Origin of the sequence: Streptosporangium minutum (assembly GCF_002149035.1) — a bacterium.
Classification (GTDB): Bacteria; Actinomycetota; Actinomycetes; order Streptosporangiales; family Streptosporangiaceae; genus Streptosporangium; species Streptosporangium minutum.
In genome coordinates this window covers 1-18,005 of record NZ_NGFP01000091.1, presented here as the reverse complement: position 1 = coordinate 18,005, position 18,005 = coordinate 1, and the positions used below count along the sequence as shown (strand labels likewise).

Below are 18,005 nucleotides of genomic sequence, written 5' to 3'. Positions count from 1 at the left end.
GCTCACATTCTGAGACGCCACGGCCTCTTATCGGTGCTCCCCAGACACTTTAGAGCCTCCGAGATGTCGCGACATGTCAGTCCCAGCAGCCTCAGGCCTATCTGGTCTTTCCGTTCCACGCGCGGTGGAGGTATGCCTTGGCGGCGTCGATCTCCGCGATGTTCAGCATCACCGGCGTGGCGGTCGTGGCGGGAAGCTTGGCGGCGAGCTCTCTGTCCAGCGTGCCGCGCATCTGGAGGGCCTCCATCCGGGCCGGGCGGGCGTAGCCCTTGAGGAACAGGTTCTGGCCCCGGTCGGAGAAGAGGAACTCCTGCCACAGCCGGGCGGCGGCCGGGTGCGGGGCGTTCTTGCTGACGGCCTGGACGTAGTACGAGCTGAGCACCGCGTCACCCGGGATCGCGACCTTCCAGCCCGACCGCGCGGCGTTGTCGTAGTCCCAGTCGAGGACGGCCGTGGCCGTCCGCTCCGACGCCGCGAAGTTGCCCGCCTTCCTCAGGCGCTCGAAGAACTCCACGCCCCGCTTCGCCCGGGGCTCGCCGCGGCTGAGCGAGGCCGCCATCACCGCGTTGAAGGCCGCCGCGGTCTGGCGCGGGTCGCCGGGCAGCGCGACGCTGTAGCCGGGCTTGAGCAGGTCGCCGTAGGAGGTGGGGGCCGCGACCTTGCGGGGGTCGTAGCCGATGGACATGTAGCCCCCGTACCCGGCGTACCAGCGCCCGGCGTTGTCCTTGACGTCGTCGGGGATGTCCTGCCAGTTCTGCACCTTGTACGGGGCGAAGGCGGCGGCGTTGGCCACCGCGACCTCCAGGCTCAGGTCGAACACGTCGGGCTTGAGCCGGGCGGCGGAGTCGATCTCCTGCTTGCTGCTCGCGTCCGGCTCCAGCTGGTCGACCTTGATTCCGTACTCTTCGGAGAAGGCGTCGATGATCTCGCCGTAGTTCACCCAGTCGCGTGGCAGCCCGACCACGGTGAGCGCGCCCTCCTTGCGGGCCGTCTCGACGAGGTTCTCCATCGTCGAGAACCCCTCCTGCAAGGAGGCCGCCTGGGGCTTGACCGGCGGGAGTTGTCTGTTCGGAGTAGCCGGGGCGCCGCACCCGGCGATCGTGGCGGTGAGGATCACGGCGGCGGCGGCACTGATGCGTACGGTCACGCGTCGCATACTCCATGCGACGATCGGGTGGATCGAGGAGGCGCGGCCTTTTTTGGTGAACGGCTTACGCCCGGCATGCCTTTGGAGGGCACCGGGGCGGTCAGCCCGGGACGACCTTCGCCGCCGCGAGCGTCTCCTGGGGGATCTCGACCAGGGTGCCGTCGCGTTTGCGTACGCCGAGCACGCCGTTCCGCCAGAATTCGAGCTCGCCCACCGCGTCGCGAAACCCTTCTGGGACCCGTCGTCGTGTGGTTACTCTTTTGCCCACGTCAGAAGGGGTTATGGTGATATTGAGGCGAGCGCCGAGGCCCGGGTTCACCGTCTTTTGCCCCCTCCCGTTTCAGTCATTTGGCGGGCACGGCAATACTAGGGCGTAGCAACCCGCGGTCGAAGTCGTGCCTAGGTGCGTAAAGAAGAAGGAGCCCGAGGTGACCTACGTCATCGCGCAGCCTTGCGTGGACGTCCTGGACAAGGCGTGCATCGAGGAGTGCCCCGTCGATTGCATCTACGAGGGCGAGCGCATGCTCTACATCCACCCTGACGAGTGCGTGGACTGCGGTGCGTGCGAACCCGTCTGCCCCGTTGAAGCGATCTTCTACGAGGACGACCTTCCCGACCAGTGGAAGGACTTCTACAAGGCGAACGTGGACTTCTTCGAAGACCTCGGGTCGCCCGGCGGCGCATCCAAGGTCGGCAAGATCCACAAGGACCACCCGGTCGTCGCGGTCCTGCCCCCGCAGGCCGAGAGCCACTAGCGGCCCGTGCCGCCGGGCGGGGAGCGCGCAGCGCGCCGTCCCCGCCCGGCGGCGTCCGCGGAGAAGACCTCTTTTCCCTCCCGGCCCGGTGGGGGACATGCCTAGTGGGGAGAGCTGTGATCGGCCTGCCGGATTTCCCGTGGGATCGGCTCACGCCGCTTAAGGAGCTGGCGCAGTCGCACCCCGACGGGATCGTCGACCTCTCGGTCGGCACGCCCGTCGACCCGGTGCCGGCCGTCGTACGGCAGGCGCTGGCGGACGCCTCCGACAGTCCGGGCTACCCGCTCACCTACGGCACCGAGCGGCTCCGCTCCGCCGCCGCGGGCTGGCTGCGGCGCCGGCACGGCGTGACCCTGGACCAGGCGGACGTGCTGCCGTTGATCGGCTCCAAGGAGTTCGTGGCCTGGCTGCCGACGCTGCTCGGCATCGGTTCCGGCCAGCGCGTGATCTTCCCCGAGCTGGCCTACCCCACCTACGACGTGGGAGCCCGCCTCGCGGGCGCCGAGCCGTACGCCACCGACGGGCTGCTGGCGCTCGGGCCCGAGCGGGTGCCGCTGGTCTGGGTGAACTCCCCGTCCAACCCGACGGGCAAGGTCCTGCCCGCCGAGCACCTGCGCAAGGTCGTCTCGTGGGCGCGCGAGCACGGCGCGGTCGTGGCCTCCGACGAGTGCTACATCGAGCTGGGCTGGGAGGAGCAGCCGGTCTCGATCCTGCACCCGGAGGTGTGCGGCGGGTCACACGAGGGCCTGCTCGCGGTGCACTCGCTGTCCAAGCGCTCCAACCTGGCGGGCTACCGCGCCGGGTTCGTCGCGGGCGACCCCGCGCTGATCCGGCGACTGCTGGAGGTCCGCAAGCACGCCGGCATGCTCATGCCGGCGCCGGTCCAGGCGGCGATGGCCGTGGCCCTGGACGACGACGCGCACGCCGAGGAGCAGCGCGCCCGTTACGCCGCCCGCCGGGCGGTGCTCCGCCCCGCCCTGGAGGCGGCCGGCTGGGAGATCGAGCACTCCACCGCGGGCCTGTACCTGTGGGCGTCCAATGGCACGGACTGCTGGAAGCAGGTGCGCGCACTGGCCGATAAGGGGATTTTGGTTGCACCCGGCGATTTTTACGGAGAAGCCGGTAGTGGACATATCCGAATTGCCGTGACCGCGAGTGACGAACGCATCAGTGCGGCGGTCCGCCGCCTCCAGTAGGATCGCGCGGCATGACCCCTGAGGTCGCCGCGATACTCGGATTGAGCGCAGTGACACTTGTTCTTCTGCTTGGCGCGTTCTTCGCGACCACGCGTCAGGACAGGAAGCCGCGCAAGACCGAGCCGCCCGGCGATATCCCCCTCCAGCCGGCCGAGGTCGCGCCGCCGCCTCAACCGAGCGCGGGCCATGTCGGCATCGACTACCCCGATCCCCGCACGATCAAGGTGGGCGACACGATCGACTGCCAGAGCGTGCGGACCCGCGTCCTGGGCGCGATGTACCTGTCGTGGCAGGGAAACCAGTGGACGGAGTACCTCCTCGACGACGGCACCCGCCGCTACCAGTGGCTGTCGATCGAGACGCGCGCCGGTCTGAACCCGGGTGACCCGCCCCACCTCGAGGTGCTGCTGTGGACGCCGGTGCCCACGCAGGGCATGATCCCGGCCAAGACCACGCTGAGCGTCGAGGGGGTCGAGTTCTTCCCGGTGGACCGCGGGACCGCCGCCTTCCGCGGGGAGGGCGTCACCTCGATGCCCGAGCGGGGCCTGCTCGACTTCGCCGACTACCGGGCCGCCGACGGCCGCCTGCTCTGCTTCGAGCGGCTCCAGGGGCAGCCCTGGAGCTCCTCCTACGCCCAGCCGCTGCCGCCGGGCTCCATCAAGATCGAGAAGAAGGGCTAGGAGATCTCGACCTTGCCCGCCGGGGCTCCGGCGTCGGCCTGCCAGCCGTCGTCGCCGCGCACCGGTGTCCAGCTCCGGCCGTTGTAGCGGACCTGCCGCAGCCCGAACTCCTTGGCGTGGGCGACCGACCAGCCGGACATCAGCCAGCCGTGCTTCTGCGAGGTGGCGTTGAGCGTGGTCCCGGAGCCGAGCGCGCGGGCGAGCTCCTGCCTGGCCCCGGCCGTGCCGGAGACGGGCGTCTTCCCGGTGGGAGCCGGGAACCAGCAGTGCACGGCCTGGGGCACCCGCCCGGTGAACGCCGCGGCGAGGATCTTCGCCTCCCCCTCGTGCTGGGCGTAGGCCGAGCCGTCGGCCGAGCGCTGCACCTCCTGGGCCGCCTCGTGGAGCGGCAGCTTCCGGTAGCGCTTCACCTTCACCAGGGCGGAGAAGAACTTGCCCGAGGAGTAGACCGGGTCGACGAGCTGCTCGGGCTTGCCCCAGCCCTGCGAGGGGCGCTGCTGGAACACCCCGACCGAGTCGCGGTCGCCGAACGGCAGGTTCAGCAGCTTGGACTCCTGGATGCCGGTGGCGTAGGCGATCACGACGGCCCGCTCGGGCAGCTTCCTGCGGGCGGCCACCGCCGCGATGACCGAGGCCACCTGGGCCTGCGGGATCTCCAGCTCCAAGGAGCCCTCCGGAGTGGTGATCTTGCACCCCTCCACCGGCTCGGTGAACGGCGTGACCCTGTTGAGCAGGGCGAAGATACCCACGGTGATGGCCACCGCGAGCACGCTCACGATCGCGATGATCGCGATGACCCCTTTGGAGAATCGCCGTCGCACCCTGAAGAACCTACCGGTCCCTGGCAGGGGAAGAACCGCCGGAAATTATCGGTCGAATCTTGAAGTCGGACCGTCGCGCTCTGTTATCGTTCCACACGTTCTGCGGGCAGGGCTTGTCCGTCGCGACGCCCTGCGGCCTAGCGGGAAGCCGCTCCCTCCGGGGGGTGGGAAGCCGCTTTCGCGTGGGAGCGGAGGAGCCACGATCCAGACCCATTCCAGTCCGCTGCCGGCGGCCGTCGACGAGCTGTGGGAGCGCAGGACCGAGCTGGGCCCCGGCGACGCCGAGGCGCGGAGCGTCGTCGTCGGCGCCGTCGACATGCTCGACACCGGCAGAGCCCGGGTCGCCGCTGTCTCCCCCACCGGAGAGGTGGTCGTGGACGAGCGGGCCAGGCGGGCCGTCCTGCTGGCGTTCCGCGTGCTCGGTATGGCCAGGTCCCAGGTGGGCGACTTCCACCATCATGACCGCGTCCCGCTGAAGACCTCCTTCGACGGCGTCCGCGTGGTGCCCGGGGCGATCGCCCGCTGGGGCGCCCACGTCGCGCCCGGCGTCGTGCTGATGCCCTCCTTCGTCGACATCGGCGCCCACGTGGACGCCGGGACCATGGTGGACACCTGGGCCACGGTCGGCTCGTGCGCCCAGATCGGCAAGAACGTCCACCTGTCCGGCGGGGCCGGGATCGGCGGCGTCCTGGAGCCTCCGGACGCGGTCCCGGTGGTCGTCGAGGACGACGCGCTGATCGGCAGCCGAGCGATGATCATGGAAGGGGCCCGGGTGGGCAGGGGCGCGGTGGTCGGCGCCGGCGCGGTCCTGTCCGCCTCTACGCCGGTCGTCGACGTGCGGACGGGTGAGGAGCTGGGCCGGGGCCGCGTCCCCGACTGGTGCGTGGCGGTCGGCGGCACCCGCGACCGGGAGTTCCCCGGGGGCACCTTCGGGCTGCCCTGCGTGCTGGTGCTCGAGCGCCTGCGGGAGGAGCGACGGCACGACAAGGCGGAGCTCGACGAGATCCTCCGCGAGTACGGGGCCAACGCCTGAGCCGCGACCGGGGCGCGGCGGGGACCGCACGGCGAGTGAGGCGCGACGGGACGGCGGTGTATGAGACGCGACGGAACCGCGCGGCGGGTGGGCGTCCTGGGTGTCAGGGCGTGAGGAGCTCGACGACCCTGCGCTGGGCGGGTGACAGGGCGTCGACCATCATCGCGCTGAGCCTCTCTCCCGACACGGTCCCCGCCGGGCCGCCGGACCCGGCCTCGGCCCGGCCGTCGGCCGACACGGCGTCCATGAAGGGGCGCATCGCGTCGGCCATCTCGGCGGCGAGCGCCGCGACCTCCGGGTCGTCGGGGGAGGCGTCCTGCAGCGCCTCGAACCGGAGCCCGAGGTCCCACATCCGGCGCTGGAGCCTCTCGTCGCCCATCGACGTCCGGTAGACGCCGGTCAGCGCCTGGGCCGCCTCCGGCGCGGCCGCCTCCAGGAGGGTGATCGTCTCCCGTTCCCGCTCCAGCAGCGGGTGGGCGGGGAAGATCTGTTCCAGCTCGGCGAAGATGTGGCCCAGCTCCGGCGTCAGCGCCGGGTCGCGACCGGTGTGCATGAGCTCGGCGAGCATGGCCCGCTGCCGCCGGACGGCCTCCTCCTCCCTGGCCAGGTCGGCGTCCAGATCCGCCAGCGCCTCGCGCAGGTCCTGCCTGGGGCTGAGCACCCGGCCGATGTCGGGAAGGCTCATGCCGAGGGCCGCCAGCCGGCGGATCCTGATCAGGCGGACCACGTCGGCCATGCCGTACAGCCGGTAGCCCGCCGCGGTCCGCGGGGGTTCGGCCAGCAGCCCCACCTGGTGGTAGTGGCGGATCGTCCTGGTCGTGACGCCGGCCAGCGCGGCCAGTTCGCCGATGCGTAACACGTCTTCCAGTAAAGCCCACGGCCGGGGATAAGGTCGCGAGCATGAGTACGCGTCTGGATCTCACACAGGACGTCGGGGCGCTCACCGCGCGGATCGTCGACGTCGAGTCGGTCAGCGGCGACGAGAAGGCCCTGGCGGACGCGGTCGAGGAGGCCCTGCGCCCCCTCCCGCACCTGACCGTGCATCGCGACGGCGAGGCGATCGTCGCCCGCACCGAGCTCGGTCGCGGCGAGCGGGTGGTGATCGCCGGGCACATCGACACCGTCCCGGTCGCCGGCAACCTGCCCAGCCGGGTCGAGGGCGACCTGCTGTACGGCTGCGGCACCTCGGACATGAAGGCCGGCGTCGCGGTCGCGCTGAAGCTGGCCGCGGCGCTCCGCGCGCCGAGCCGGGACGTCACCTACGTCTTCTACGACTGCGAGGAGATCGAGGCCGAGCGCAACGGCCTGCTCCGGCTCAGCCGCAGGCACCCCGCGCTGCTCGCGGGTGACTTCGCGGTGCTCATGGAGCCCACCGACGGCGTGATCGAGGGCGGCTGCCAGGGCACGCTCCGCGCCCAGATCACGACCCGCGGCAAGCGCGCGCACAGCGCCAGGTCCTGGCTCGGGGTCAACGCCGTCCACGCCGCCGAGCCGGTTCTCGCGATCCTGAACGCCTACCGGGCCAGGCTGCCGGTGGTGGACGGGCTGGAGTACCACGAGGGCCTGAACGCGGTGGCGATCGGCGGCGGCGTGGCGGGCAACGTGATCCCCGACGAGTGCGTGGTGACCGTCAACTACCGCTTCGCCCCCGACCTGTCCCTGGAGGACGCCCAGGCGCACGTGAGCGAGGTGTTCGACGGCTTCGAGGTCCGGTTCACCGACGGGGCCGCGGCGGCGCGGCCCGGCCTGACCCATCCGGTGGCGGCGGCCTTCCTGGAGGCCGTCGGCGGCACTCCGAGGGCCAAGCTCGGCTGGACCGATGTCTCGCTGTTCTCCAGCCTCGGGGTCCCCGCCGTGAACTACGGCCCCGGCGACCCGAATCTGGCGCATCAACGCGGGGAGTACGTCTCGCTGGAGAAGATCGTCGACTGCGAGCGCAGAATGCTCGGCTGGCTGGGCTGACCTGCCCAGACGCCGTCCGGGCGGCTGGGCATAAATGAAAGTGGCTTTCCTCGCCGGCCATTTGGCGGGGAAAGCCACTTTCAGTCCCGAGCAGCACCCTCGGCAGTTAGACGCAGGCTCCTCGAAATCCGGTTCCGTCTTTTCCCGGAGATTTTCCAAGATTTTTCCGAAGGCGGCGCTACGGTGACCGACATGAAGAAGACACGTCCGGAACGCCGTCAGGGAGCCGTCGTGGTCCGCGGCGACCTCGTCTCCGACTCCACCCATGACCAGCGACTTCTTGATCGCAGAGGCCCCGCCGACTGGCTGCACATGGACCCGTGGCGGGTGATGCGCATCCAGGCGGAGTTCGTGGAGGGCTTCGGTCAGCTCGCCGAACTGCCTCAGGCGGTGACCGTCTTCGGGTCCGCCCGGAGTTCCGAGGACACGCCCGAGTACGAGATGGGCATCAAGATCGGCCGGAAACTCTCCGAGGCGGGCTACGCCGTGATCACCGGTGGCGGGCCCGGCTGCATGGAGGCGGCCAACAGGGGCGCCAGGGAGGCGGGCGGGGTCTCCGTCGGCCTCGGCATCGAGCTCCCCTTCGAGCAGCACATGAACGAATACGTGGATCTCGGGATCGAGTTCCGCTACTTCTTCGTCCGCAAGACCATGTTCGTGAAGTACTCCTGCGGCTTCATCGCGCTGCCGGGCGGCTTCGGCACGATGGACGAGCTGTTCGAGGCGCTGACGCTGGTCCAGACGCGCAAGGTCACCTCCTTCCCCGTCGTGCTGGTGGGCACGGAGTTCTGGGGAGGGCTGCTCGACTGGATCAAGAACACCCTCATGCCCAGCGGCAAGATCTCTTCGGCGGACGTGGATCTCGTCCACCTCACCGACGACGTGGACGAGGCCGTACGGATCATTGCCGACGCCGACCGGAACAGGGCGGAGCGGCTCAGGGAGGAACAGCGGGCGGTCCGCAACACGGTCGGCGACGCCCAATAAGGTTTGCCCGTGTTCATTTGCGTATTCCTGGCATCGAGTCAGAAGATCGACAACAAGTATCTGGCCCTGGCCGAGGAGGTCGGCGCCGAGCTGGCCAGGCGGGGGCACACGCTGGTGAGCGGGGGAGCCAAGGTCTCCTGCATGGGCGCGGTGGCGCGGGCGGCACGCGCGGGCGGTGGCCGGACCATCGGGGTGATCCCGCAGGCCCTGGTGGACATCGAGGTCTCCGACGAGGAGTCCGACGAGCTGATCGTCACCACCGACATGCGCGAGCGCAAGGGCATCATGGACGCCCGCTCCGACGCCTTCCTGGTCCTGCCCGGAGGCATCGGGACGCTGGAGGAGCTGTTCGAGATCTGGACGTCGCGGACGATCGGCCTGCACGACAAGCCGCTGGTGCTCCTCGACCCGTGGGGCGTCTACGCGCCGCTGAGGACCCTGGTCGAAGGGATGCACGAGCAGGGGTTCACCCGGCCGGACGTCTTCGACGCGATCTCCTGGACCACCACGGTCGAGGAGGCGTTCCGGCACCTGGAGAAGACGACCACGCACCTGGTGCCCAGCGCCGAGGAGCTAGGCGAGGCCACGGCGGGTTAGCTCGGGCGGCCGCCGCCCGGCCAGGGACTCGGTCATCTCGACCGCCAGCCGTACCTGAGCGGGGCGGGTGGTGCGGAAGACCCGGGCGCCGGCCCAGGCGCAGATCGAGGCCGCGGCGAGCTCCGCGGCCTCGCTGCCGTCTCCGGCCAGCGTGGCGGGCGTGACGGCGACCGTGCGCCCGGCGCGGACGAGCTCCTCGATCTCGGCGATCGAGTGGGCCTCGGCCCAGTCGGGTTCACCCGGTTCGTCGGGAGCGAATACCACGAGAGCTCTCACGGTGCGATCCTAGATCAGAGGAGTTGTGGCACGATTCGTATGTGCTGGTCGTACTCGCTCTCGCTGCCGTAGCCATCCTCGTAGGCGTGGTGGTGGTCGCCATGGGAGGGGGCGGCGAACTGAGCGAGTTCGCTCCCGACGTCCCCCCGCTGGATCTCCCCGTCGCCGGGCCGGTCGGCGCCGCCGACCTCATGGCCCTGCAGCTCCCGGTCAGCCTCGTCGGCTATCACACGCAGAGCGTGGACGAGACGCTGAACCGGGTCGTGAACGCGCTGGGCGAGCGGGACACCAGGATCGCGGTGCTCGAACAGCGGGTGTCGGAGCTGCTGGCGAGCAGGCTCCAGGCCCGCCAGGAGATCCACGCCGGCCCGCTGACCGCCCCGCGCACCGAGCACGAGCCCGAGGGCCCCGCGGAGTTCCCCGAGCTGTCCGAGGCGCCGCCGGAGTCTCTCGCCGCCCGCGACGGCGACGGCGAAGACGTCCGCGGGGATGGCGGCGGAGCCGTCCGGAAGGGCGACGGGGAGGACGCCCGGGAGGACGTCCGCGACGGTGATCGGAAGGACGCCCGAGACGGCGACGGGAAGGGCGACGGTGTGGAAGCCCGGGAAGACACCCGGGAAGACACCCAGGACGGTGATCGGAAGGACGTCCGGGACGGCGACGGGGAGGACGCCCGGGAAGACGGCCGGGAGCGCGACCGGCTGGGCGTGCCGGACGCGAAGGAGATCCGATGACCGAGCCCGAGTCCGAGCAGCCCGTCCGCTGCGGCTGGGTGAGCTCGGCCCCCGACTACGTCGCCTACCACGACGAGGAGTGGGGCCGCAGGGTCGAGGGCGACGACCGCGTGTTCGAGCGGCTCACCCTGGAGGCCTTCCAGTCCGGCCTGTCATGGATCACGATCCTGCGCAAGCGGGAGAACTTCCGGGCCGCCTTCGCCGGGTTCTCGATCCCGGCTGTGGCGGCGTTCGACCAGTCCGACGTGGACCGCCTGCTGGCCGACGCCGGCATCGTCCGCAACCGGGCCAAGATCGAGGCCGCGATCGCCAACGCCAGGGCCGCCCTCGACGTCGGCCTGTCCGACCTCGTCTGGCGCCACGCCGACCCGGCCTCCCCCGTCCCGAAGACCCTGGCGGACGTCCCCGCCCACACCCCCGGCTCCAAGGCGCTCGCCAAGGAGCTCAGATCGCACGGCTTCCGGTTCGTCGGCCCCACCACCGCCTACGCGCTGATGCAGGCCATCGGCCTGGTCAACGACCACCTGTCCGACTGCTGGGTGCGCGACGCCGGCAGGTAGCGCCCCGGCGGGCCGGTGGTCTCCGGTCAGCCCGGCCGCGCTCCGAGCCGTGCCCCGAGAGCCGCGCTCCGAGCCGTGCCCCGAGAGCCGCGCTCCGAGCCGTGCGCCGGAAGCCGCGCTCCGAGCCGTGCCCCGAGAGGAGAACGGCCGCCCCGTCCATGGTCGGCCGGACAGGTCTAGCGGCCCTCGAACACGGGGCGCTCCTTGTTGAGGAAGGCGCGGGTGGCGTTCAGATGGTCGGCGGTCTTGGCGCAGGCGTCCTGGAGGTCGGCCTCCAGGGCCAGGGCGTCGGCCAGGGAACCGCTCGCGGCGCACTCCAGAGCCCGCTTGGTGGCGGCGTAGGCGCTCGTCGGGCCCTGTGCCAGCCGTACGGCCAGGGCGTGGGCCGCGGCGGCCAGCTCGTCGGCGGGGACGACCTTGGAGACGATGCCGAGCTCCAGCGCGCGGGCCGCGTCGAAGGGCTCGCCGAGCAGCAGGAGCTCGGCCGCGCGGGCCGGGCCGACCAGGCGCTGGAGCGTCCAGGACGCGCCGGAGTCCGGGGCCAGGCCGATGCCGGTGAAGGCCATCGCGAACTTCGCCCTGTCGGAGGCGATCCGCAGGTCGCAGGCGAAGGCCAGGGAGGCGCCCGCGCCCGCGGCGACGCCGTTCACCGCCGCGACGACCGGCTTGCCCATCTCGGTGATCGTGCGGATGATCGGGTTGTAGTGCGTGCGCACGGTGTCGTTCAGGCCCCGGCCCGCCTCCAGGTTGGCGGCGTGCTCGTTGAGGTCCTGGCCCGCGCAGAACGCCCGGCCCGACCCGGTCAGCAGCACCGCCCGTACGGCGTCGGCCTGCGAGGCCCTGGTCAGCGCCTCAAGGAGGTCGGTCTTCGCCCGCACCGTCAGCGAGTTCATCGCCTCCGGCCGGTCCAGGGTGATGGTGGCGACGGCGTCGTCGCCGACGGAGTAGAGAACGTCGTTCAACGGAGAGGCTCCTTCTACGGCTCGGTCAGATGGCGGTCGACGAACGCGGCGGCGGCGGGGAGCAGGCGGGCCGCCTCCTGCTCGAAGTAGGCCCTGGCCTTCTCACCGGGCCAGCCCGGCGGCAGGAGGTCGGCGGGGAGGCCGGGGTCCCGGAACAGGAAGTTGCGCCAGCCGTGCAGCAGCCTGCTCCGGGTGGCGAACACCCGGTCGTCGGCGGCGTCCCCGGGCAGCGCGCCGATCAGGTCGACCGCCCGGGACAGCCACTCCTCGTAGGCCGAGCCGAGGCCGTCCAGATCCCAGGTCCTGGCGACCAGCGCCCTGGGGTCGCCGTCGAGCACCGCGTCGAACCGGTCGGCGCGGATGTCCTCCCCGGCGAGGAGCGCGCCGAGCTCGGGGGAGGGGCGCGGACCTATCCAGGTCGTATCGGACAGCGGGGCGTAGCCGAGGAAGGCCAGATCGGCCTTCAGGCGCTCCCGGCGGGGCCGCTCGCGCACCGGTCCGACTACGAGTATGTGCCATCGGCCGGTCCAGGTGATCGTCCCAACTCGGTAAATTCTCAGCGCCGTCTCGTCGAGACGGCGCACGCACCTGGGGGTGACCTCGTAGCCGGGCCCCTGCGGCAGCCGGGTGGGGGTCAGCCAGCCCTGCCGGACCATCCGCGAGACGGCGGTGCGGACTGCGGGAGGGGCGATATCCAACGGTGCGAGCAGGCGGACGAGGGCGGCTACGGACGCGCGACCGCCTCGGGACCGCAGGTGGTCCCCATACAGATCGAAGAGAGCGGCACGGGCGTTCACGAGGACAAGTTTGGTCGTCTGAAGGGTCTCGGACAACGGTCTTGATTGCCCGATGAGTCGATGCTGAGGCTGATCGTTCCCATTCCGAGCGCGGAGACGGGATAATAGGACATCACAGAAGACGTGAATGCGTCGGCCACCCTCGGGTCAGTCGGAGATCCGGAGCCCGAAGCAGGAAGGGATACACGCATGGCGGCTATGAAGCCGAGGACCGGTGATGGTCCGCTGGAGGTCGTCAAAGAAGGCAGGGGAATCGTCATGCGGGTCCCTCTGGAGGGCGGCGGCCGCCTCGTCGTCGAACTCTCGGCGGACGAAGCCAGCGCCCTTGGTGAGGAATTGAAGAAGGTCGTCGTCTGATCCCGATCTGAGATGCAGCGGTGTAGCCGGGCCTTATCTGATCTTGCTTGGAGAGCATGACACCCGCCATGGCCCACGCGACCGCGACCGATGAACACGGCCCTGGCCGCCGGACCGCCCTGTGGCGGCTCGCGCCAGGGCCGTAGTGTTCTTCCCGGATGATGACTGGAGTTCGCATGCCCATATCTCCCTATCTGCTGCTGCCCCGCGCCTCCTACGGGCGGGGCCTGTCCGCCGTGACGCCACCGGCCCCCTCCGGGAGCGGCGCGGACGCCGAGGCCCCCGTCGCGGAGGACGCCCAGCTTTTCGCGGTCCCCTTCGCGGCGGACCTCGCACCCGAGGTGGGCCTACCGCTGCCCGCCGCCGCGCTGCTGGCCCACTACGAGGCCAAGGGCGAGGCCGGCGAGGTCGTCGAGGTCCCCGTCGCGAACGGTGAGACCGTCGGCCGGGTGCTGCTCTACGGGATCGGCGACGGTTCGGCCGGTGCCCTGCGCAAGGCCGGCGCCGCGGTGGCCAGGCGGGGCAAGGGCAGAGCCGCGATCAGGATCGTGCTGCCCGAGGGGCCGGTGGCCGCGTTCGTGGAGGGCGCCCTGCTGGCCACCTACACCTTCCGGATCGGCGAGGCGAAGTCCCCGCCGGTGGCGGTGATCGAGTTCGTCGGTGACGGGGTCGAGGCCGAGGTCGCCAGGGGCGAGGTGATCGCCAAGGCCGTCACCCTCGCCAGGGACCTGGCCAACATGCCCTCCTCGGTGAAGACCCCCGCCTGGCTCGCCGAGCGCGCCGCGGAGCAGGGCGTCACCGCCAAGGTGTGGGACGAGGAGGAGCTGCGCGCCGGGAAGTTCGGCGGCATCGTCGCCGTCGGCCAGGGATCGGCCAACCCGCCGCGCCTGATCCGGCTGTCCTACGAGCCCGAGGGCGCCACCGGTCACGTCGTCCTGGTCGGCAAGGGCATCACCTACGACACCGGCGGCCTGTCGCTCAAGCCGACCGAGGGCATGAAGTTCATGAAGACCGACATGGCCGGCGGCGCGGTCGTCATCGCGGTCCTGGGCGCGCTGGCCGCCCTCGGCGTGCGGGTCAGGGTCACCGGCCTGATCGCGGCCGCGGAGAACTCCTTCTCCGGCACGGCCCAGCGTCCCTCCGACGTGATCACCCAGTACGGCGGGCGGACCGTCGAGGTCCTCAACACCGACGCCGAGGGCCGCCTGGTGATGGCCGACGCGCTGGCCTACGCCGACGCCGAGCTGGACCCGGACGTCATGGTGGACATCGCCACGCTGACCGGGGCCATCGGCATCGCCCTGGGCAAGGACCTCGGCGCCGTCTTCGCCTCCGACGACGACCTGGCCGCCGAGCTGACCGGGGCGGGCGAGAGCACCGGCGAGCGGCTCTGGCGGATGCCGCTGATCGACGACTACGCCCCGGCTCTCGACTCCGGCGTGGCCGACCTGGCCAACATCGAGGTCGGGTCGTCCTACGGCGCGGGTTCCATCACCGCGGCGCTGTTCCTGCGCGAGTTCACCGGCAAGCGGCCGTGGGCGCACCTGGACATCGCCGGCGTCGGCCGCAGCAGCGTGGACGAGGGCATCCTCAGCAAGGGCGCCACCGGCTACGGTGTGCGTCTGCTACTGGAGTGGCTGTCTAGTCGGTGAGTTTGATGGCGGCCAGGACGCCGTCGCCGAGGGGCATCATCAGCGGGCGGAGCCGTTCGTCGGAACGGACCAGCTTGCCCAGCTCCCGCACGGCGACGGTGTCCGGGTCGCGCTGCGCCGGGTCGGCGACCCGGTTGTCCCACAGGGCGTGGTCGAAGACCACGATCCCGCCGGGGCGCAGCAGGCGGACGGCCTCGGCCAGGTAGTCGCCGTACTCCTGCTGGGCGCCGTCACAGAAGACCAGGTCGTAGCCACCGTCGGACAGGCGGGGGAGGACGTCCAGGGCGCGGCCGGTGATCAGCCGGATCCGGCCGCCGGAGAAGCCGGCCTGGGCGAAGCTCTGCCGTGCCAGACGCTGGTGCTCCGGCTCCACGTCCACGCTGGTGAGCGTGCCGTCCTGGCGCATGCCGCGGAGGAGCCACAGTCCGGACACACCGCAGCCGGTGCCGATCTCCACGACCGCACGGGCGTTGACGGCCGTGGCGAGGAAGCAGAGGGCGGCGCCGCCACCGGGCAGGATCGGGGGCGCTCCCACCTCCGCTCCGCGCTGACGCGCGGTGAGCAGGATCTCGTCCTCCGTGTGGAATTCCTCGGCATAGGCCAGAGTGGCCTCCAACGGACTTGTCGGCGTCTCTGCCATCGGCCTCTCCTCCCGCTTTCTCCGTACACAGTCATATAGGCACTGGGTCGCAGCCTAAGGGAGGCAGGCCCGATCGGGAACTCATGTCGCGCCCGGTGCGTTGCACGGTTTAAGCGGCCTTTGCCGGTCCTGAAGGTAGTGAGTGCGCACGAAGGGACGAAACCAGGCACTATGGCGATAGCGGTGGTCCCGGAGAGAGGAGTGCTGGTGGAGGAGTCCGACCACCAGACGGAAGCTCCCATGCCCGACTGGACGCCTCCCACCTGGGAGGAGGTGGTCAGGAATCATTCGGCGCGTGTGTACCGGCTGGCCTATCGGCTGACCGGCAACGTGCACGACGCCGAGGACCTCACTCAGGAGGTCTTCGTCCGGGTCTTCAGGTCCCTGTCGAACTACACCCCGGGCACCTTCGAGGGGTGGCTGCACCGCATCACCACCAACCTGTTCCTCGACATGGCGCGGCGCAAGCAGCGCATCAGGTTCGAGGGGCTCGCCGACGACGCCGCCGAGCGGCTGCGCGGACGTGAGCCGTCCCCCGCCCAGGCGTACGACGACAGCCATCTGGAGCCGGACATCCAGGCGGCGCTCGACGCGCTCGCGCCGGAGTTCCGCGCGGCCGTCGTTCTGTGTGACATCGAGGGGCTGTCCTACGAGGAGATCGCCGCCACGCTCGGCGTGAAGCTCGGCACGGTCCGCAGCCGCATCCACCGCGGCCGGGCGCAGTTGCGTGAGGCGCTGGAGCACCGCGCGCCCCGTGGCGACCAATTCCCCCCGACCATCACCCGCGGGGAGGAGTTCGCATGAGAAACCACAGTCATGACGAATGTCACGACGAGCCGCTTGGCAAGGAGTGGGCATGAGTCATCTCGGAGAGCGTGTTTCCGCACTGGTGGACGGTGAGCTGAACCACCATGAGCGCGACCGTGCCCTGTCGCATCTGACCTTCTGCGCCGCCTGCCGGGCCGAGGTCGATGCCATGCGGGCACTCAAGAACCGGTTGCGATCCCTGGACGGGCCCGCCATGCCCGCCGACCTGACCATGTCGTTGCTGCGGATGTCCGAGCCCGGCGGCCCGTTACCGCCGCGTGAGCGGCCTTTCCCGATCTCGTCGGCCTCGCGGACGTTCGGCGGCGCGCCGATCCCGAGCATGCACAGCGTGGCGCCGCCGGACAACCGGCCACGCGGCCGCGCCGGGGGAGGTCCCCGCCGGTCGAGGAGGGCGGGTTACGTCGCGGTGGGCGTCGCCTCCGCGGCCGTGGCGATCGGCACGCTGTTCGTCGCGGGCGGCTCCGGCCCCAGCCCGCGTGTCGTGCCGCCGGTCGACATGTTCGCCAACCAGCACAGGAACACCGCGCCCTACGGAGGGTCGGCGACGCCGACCTTCTCCCCCACTCCGTGATCCGGCTGCCCGCCACCCTCGTCCTCGCCGCTCTCATGCTGCTGGGGCTGGTGGTGGGCAGTCCGGCGCACGCCGCCCGGCCGGACGAGCCCGAGGGCGACGACACCGGCCTGCACCTGCTGCGCGAGGCCGCGATCGCGGGCCGCACCCGCGGATACTCGGGCACCCAGTACGTCACCGCCTGGGGCCGCTCCGGCTCCGGCGCCGTCTCCTCGGTGCTGGAGGTCCGCAACGTCCCCGGTGAGGGACTGACCGTGCACACCCAGCCGTCGGGTCTCGTTCAGACGGTGGACCCCGGCACCCCCGCCGGCGGCATGTCCACCCCGTCCGAGACCATGCTTGAGGTGCTGGCCCGCAACTACCGGGTCGTGGCCGCGGGCGGGGGGCGCGTCTGCGGCCGGCCGGCCCGCCTGGTCCACGTGGTGCGCTCGGACGGCACGGTCGCGGCCCGTTACTGGCTCGACGAGGCCGGGGGGCCGGTGCTGCGCCGCGAGCTCCTCGACGGTCACGGCAGGGTCGTCCACGCCGGGGCCTTCGTCGATCTGACCCTCGGGCCGGTGCGGAAGGCCGCCGTCCCCGTGTCGGCCGCCGGCGGTCTCGACCTGGGGGAGACGCCCGGGCTGCTGGCCCGGGGCTGGCGTTTCCCCGCCGCGCTGCCCGGCCGTCTGGAGCTGTTCGCCGCGCACGACGCATCTCCTGGATACTTGTATCTGGGATATTCGGATGGCTTGTCAGTTGTGTCGGTTTTTGTCCAGCCTGGTGTCCTTGATGAGGAACGGCTCCAGGGATGGCATGCTCGGCAACGCAACGGGCATACGATCTGGATCCGGGACTCAGCCGAGCAGGAGACGATCTGGGCGAGTGGGGGTCATGTCTACACCGTCTTCGCGGACGCTCCGGCCGACATGGTCGTCGCCGCCGTCGCGGCGCTGCCGCACGAGCCGGTGCCCGCGCCCGACCTGTGGACGCGGCTCGGCCGAGGGGCGGATCGCCTCCTGTCCTGGGTCAACCCCTTCGGGTAAGGCGCGCTTTACATCTCTCGTATCCCGCTCAGGGGAAGATTGCCGGGGCGTCCCTGTGAGCGGCCTCATACGAGGCAAGGAGTGGTGAATATTCGATGACCGACGAGATCCGTACCCGCGAGGCGCACGGTGCTGAGGGGCGTACGCCGTCGGACTTCACCGACGACAGAGGCCAGGCCCCCGAGTCCTCCCGCCCGGACTTCCTGCCCGCCGAAGAGGCGGTCCCCTCCCACGGTGAGCAGCCCCGCAACGACGGCTGGAGCCAGCTCGGCGGGCCGCCGGGCCAGGGCCGGTGGGGTCAGGCCCCGCAGGGCGGCGCCCAGCAGCCCCGGCCCGACGACCGGGGCGGGCAGCCCGGTCCGGGTGCCCACCCGGGCGAGAGCGGCTGGGGCGATCCGTCGGGCAGGGCGCGCCAGGACACCGTGGTC

At 71.1% G+C, this 18,005-nt stretch carries 22 protein-coding genes and 1 pseudogene; 15 read left to right on the top strand and 8 right to left on the bottom strand.

The genetic code is table 11. The annotated features are described in order from the left end of the window. Positions 1 to 97 precede the first annotated feature (97 nt). Both CA984_RS20365 and CA984_RS49280 read right to left on the bottom strand, forming a co-directional pair. Positions 98 to 1,156 carry an ABC transporter substrate-binding protein gene (locus tag CA984_RS20365; protein ID WP_423229321.1) on the bottom strand — a complete coding sequence of 353 codons (1,059 nt, stop codon included), beginning with the start codon at positions 1,154 to 1,156 and terminating at the stop codon, positions 98 to 100. A gap of 91 nt (positions 1,157 to 1,247) precedes the next feature. Continuing rightward, positions 1,248 to 1,415, bottom strand: coding sequence for a putative acetyltransferase (locus CA984_RS49280; protein WP_423229320.1), 168 nt, complete (start codon positions 1,413 to 1,415; stop codon positions 1,248 to 1,250). Between the two features lie 160 nt (positions 1,416 to 1,575). Here CA984_RS49280 and fdxA point away from each other — a divergent pair, with 160 nt between their 5' ends. From fdxA to CA984_RS20345, 3 genes are all read left to right on the top strand, one after another. Continuing rightward, positions 1,576 to 1,902: a ferredoxin gene (gene fdxA, locus CA984_RS20355; protein ID WP_031166663.1), complete on the top strand. Its 327-nt coding sequence runs from the start codon at positions 1,576 to 1,578 to the stop codon at positions 1,900 to 1,902. Positions 1,903 to 2,018: 116 nt separating this feature from the next. Further along, positions 2,019 to 3,098: a succinyldiaminopimelate transaminase gene (gene dapC / locus CA984_RS20350; protein WP_086574728.1), complete on the top strand. Its 1,080-nt coding sequence runs from the start codon at positions 2,019 to 2,021 to the stop codon at positions 3,096 to 3,098. A 50-nt stretch (positions 3,099 to 3,148) separates the two neighbouring features. Beyond that, complete coding sequence (locus tag CA984_RS20345; protein ID WP_242676066.1) at positions 3,149 to 3,778, top strand: DUF4178 domain-containing protein; 630 nt, start codon at positions 3,149 to 3,151, stop codon at positions 3,776 to 3,778. Here the strand turns inward: CA984_RS20345 and CA984_RS20340 are convergent. Next, positions 3,775 to 4,599 (bottom strand): hypothetical protein, encoded by an 825-nt coding sequence (locus CA984_RS20340; protein WP_086574724.1) that lies wholly within the window; start codon positions 4,597 to 4,599, stop codon positions 3,775 to 3,777. The two genes, CA984_RS20345 and CA984_RS20340, sit on opposite strands and share 4 nt — an antisense overlap. Positions 4,600 to 4,801: 202 nt before the next feature. Here CA984_RS20340 and CA984_RS20335 point away from each other — a divergent pair, with 202 nt between their 5' ends. Then, positions 4,802 to 5,632, top strand: coding sequence for a 2,3,4,5-tetrahydropyridine-2,6-dicarboxylate N-succinyltransferase (locus tag CA984_RS20335; protein WP_086574757.1), 831 nt, complete (start codon positions 4,802 to 4,804; stop codon positions 5,630 to 5,632). A 103-nt stretch (positions 5,633 to 5,735) separates the two neighbouring features. Here the strand turns inward: CA984_RS20335 and CA984_RS20330 are convergent, their stop codons facing one another. Continuing rightward, a complete protein-coding gene (locus CA984_RS20330) occupies positions 5,736 to 6,491 on the bottom strand; it encodes a MerR family transcriptional regulator (RefSeq protein ID WP_086574722.1) in 756 nt (251 codons plus the stop codon). 41 nt (positions 6,492 to 6,532) lie between these two features. On the opposite strand from CA984_RS20330, the gene dapE reads away from it, so the two are divergent. The 3 genes from dapE to CA984_RS20315 all read left to right on the top strand — a co-directional run bounded on the left by dapE (position 6,533) and on the right by CA984_RS20315 (position 9,178). After that, positions 6,533 to 7,594, top strand: a complete 1,062-nt coding sequence (gene dapE, locus CA984_RS20325) for a succinyl-diaminopimelate desuccinylase (RefSeq protein WP_086574720.1) — start codon at positions 6,533 to 6,535, stop codon at positions 7,592 to 7,594. Positions 7,595 to 7,786: 192 nt separating this feature from the next. After that, positions 7,787 to 8,581 (top strand): LOG family protein, encoded by a 795-nt coding sequence (locus CA984_RS20320; protein WP_086574755.1) that lies wholly within the window; start codon positions 7,787 to 7,789, stop codon positions 8,579 to 8,581. Positions 8,582 to 8,590: 9 nt separating this feature from the next. Beyond that, positions 8,591 to 9,178 carry an LOG family protein gene (locus CA984_RS20315; protein WP_086574717.1) on the top strand — a complete coding sequence of 196 codons (588 nt, stop codon included), beginning with the start codon at positions 8,591 to 8,593 and terminating at the stop codon, positions 9,176 to 9,178. Here the strand turns inward: CA984_RS20315 and CA984_RS20310 are convergent. Continuing rightward, the gene (locus tag CA984_RS20310; RefSeq protein ID WP_133061720.1) at positions 9,155 to 9,454 is read right to left on the bottom strand and encodes a hypothetical protein; all 300 of its coding nucleotides are present in this window, start codon (positions 9,452 to 9,454) and stop codon (positions 9,155 to 9,157) included. The genes CA984_RS20315 and CA984_RS20310 overlap by 24 nt on opposite strands. 41 nt (positions 9,455 to 9,495) lie before the next feature. Here CA984_RS20310 and CA984_RS20305 point away from each other — a divergent pair, with 41 nt between their 5' ends. Further along, entirely contained in the window at positions 9,496 to 10,188 is a 693-nt protein-coding gene (locus CA984_RS20305) for a hypothetical protein (protein WP_086574714.1), read from the top strand. Beyond that, positions 10,185 to 10,748, top strand: a complete 564-nt coding sequence (locus CA984_RS20300; protein ID WP_086574712.1) for a DNA-3-methyladenine glycosylase I — start codon at positions 10,185 to 10,187, stop codon at positions 10,746 to 10,748. The genes CA984_RS20305 and CA984_RS20300 overlap by 4 nt, the downstream gene beginning before the upstream one ends. A gap of 176 nt (positions 10,749 to 10,924) precedes the next feature. On the opposite strand, the gene CA984_RS20295 is transcribed toward CA984_RS20300, so the two are convergent. Continuing rightward, positions 10,925 to 11,710, bottom strand: a complete 786-nt coding sequence (locus CA984_RS20295) for an enoyl-CoA hydratase-related protein (RefSeq protein ID WP_086574711.1) — start codon at positions 11,708 to 11,710, stop codon at positions 10,925 to 10,927. 14 nt (positions 11,711 to 11,724) lie between these two features. Further along, entirely contained in the window at positions 11,725 to 12,507 is a 783-nt protein-coding gene (locus CA984_RS20290; RefSeq protein ID WP_086574753.1) for a PaaX family transcriptional regulator, read from the bottom strand. Positions 12,508 to 12,696: 189 nt separating this feature from the next. On the opposite strand from CA984_RS20290, the gene CA984_RS20285 reads away from it, so the two are divergent. Both CA984_RS20285 and CA984_RS20280 read left to right on the top strand, forming a co-directional pair. Then, positions 12,697 to 12,864: a DUF3117 domain-containing protein gene (locus CA984_RS20285; protein ID WP_012894793.1), complete on the top strand. Its 168-nt coding sequence runs from the start codon at positions 12,697 to 12,699 to the stop codon at positions 12,862 to 12,864. A 176-nt stretch (positions 12,865 to 13,040) separates the two neighbouring features. Beyond that, positions 13,041 to 14,516 carry a leucyl aminopeptidase family protein gene (locus CA984_RS20280; protein WP_086574709.1) on the top strand — a complete coding sequence of 492 codons (1,476 nt, stop codon included), beginning with the start codon at positions 13,041 to 13,043 and terminating at the stop codon, positions 14,514 to 14,516. Here CA984_RS20280 and CA984_RS20275 read toward each other — a convergent pair. After that, the gene (locus tag CA984_RS20275) at positions 14,506 to 15,156 is read right to left on the bottom strand and encodes an O-methyltransferase (RefSeq protein WP_086574707.1); all 651 of its coding nucleotides are present in this window, start codon (positions 15,154 to 15,156) and stop codon (positions 14,506 to 14,508) included. The two genes, CA984_RS20280 and CA984_RS20275, sit on opposite strands and share 11 nt — an antisense overlap. Positions 15,157 to 15,327: 171 nt before the next feature. On the opposite strand from CA984_RS20275, the gene sigE reads away from it, so the two are divergent. The 4 genes and pseudogenes from sigE to CA984_RS20255 all read left to right on the top strand — a co-directional run. Beyond that, a complete protein-coding gene (gene sigE / locus CA984_RS20270) occupies positions 15,328 to 15,960 on the top strand; it encodes an RNA polymerase sigma factor SigE (protein WP_031166687.1) in 633 nt (210 codons plus the stop codon). A 52-nt stretch (positions 15,961 to 16,012) separates the two neighbouring features. Beyond that, entirely contained in the window at positions 16,013 to 16,555 is a 543-nt protein-coding gene (locus CA984_RS20265; RefSeq protein WP_086574705.1) for an anti-sigma factor family protein, read from the top strand. Then, a complete protein-coding gene (locus CA984_RS20260) occupies positions 16,552 to 17,577 on the top strand; it encodes a sigma-E factor regulatory protein RseB domain-containing protein (RefSeq protein WP_086574703.1) in 1,026 nt (341 codons plus the stop codon). Before CA984_RS20265 ends, CA984_RS20260 begins: the two co-directional genes overlap by 4 nt. A gap of 95 nt (positions 17,578 to 17,672) precedes the next feature. Continuing rightward, positions 17,673 to 18,005: pseudogene (locus tag CA984_RS20255) on the top strand (hypothetical protein); the annotation flags it as partial.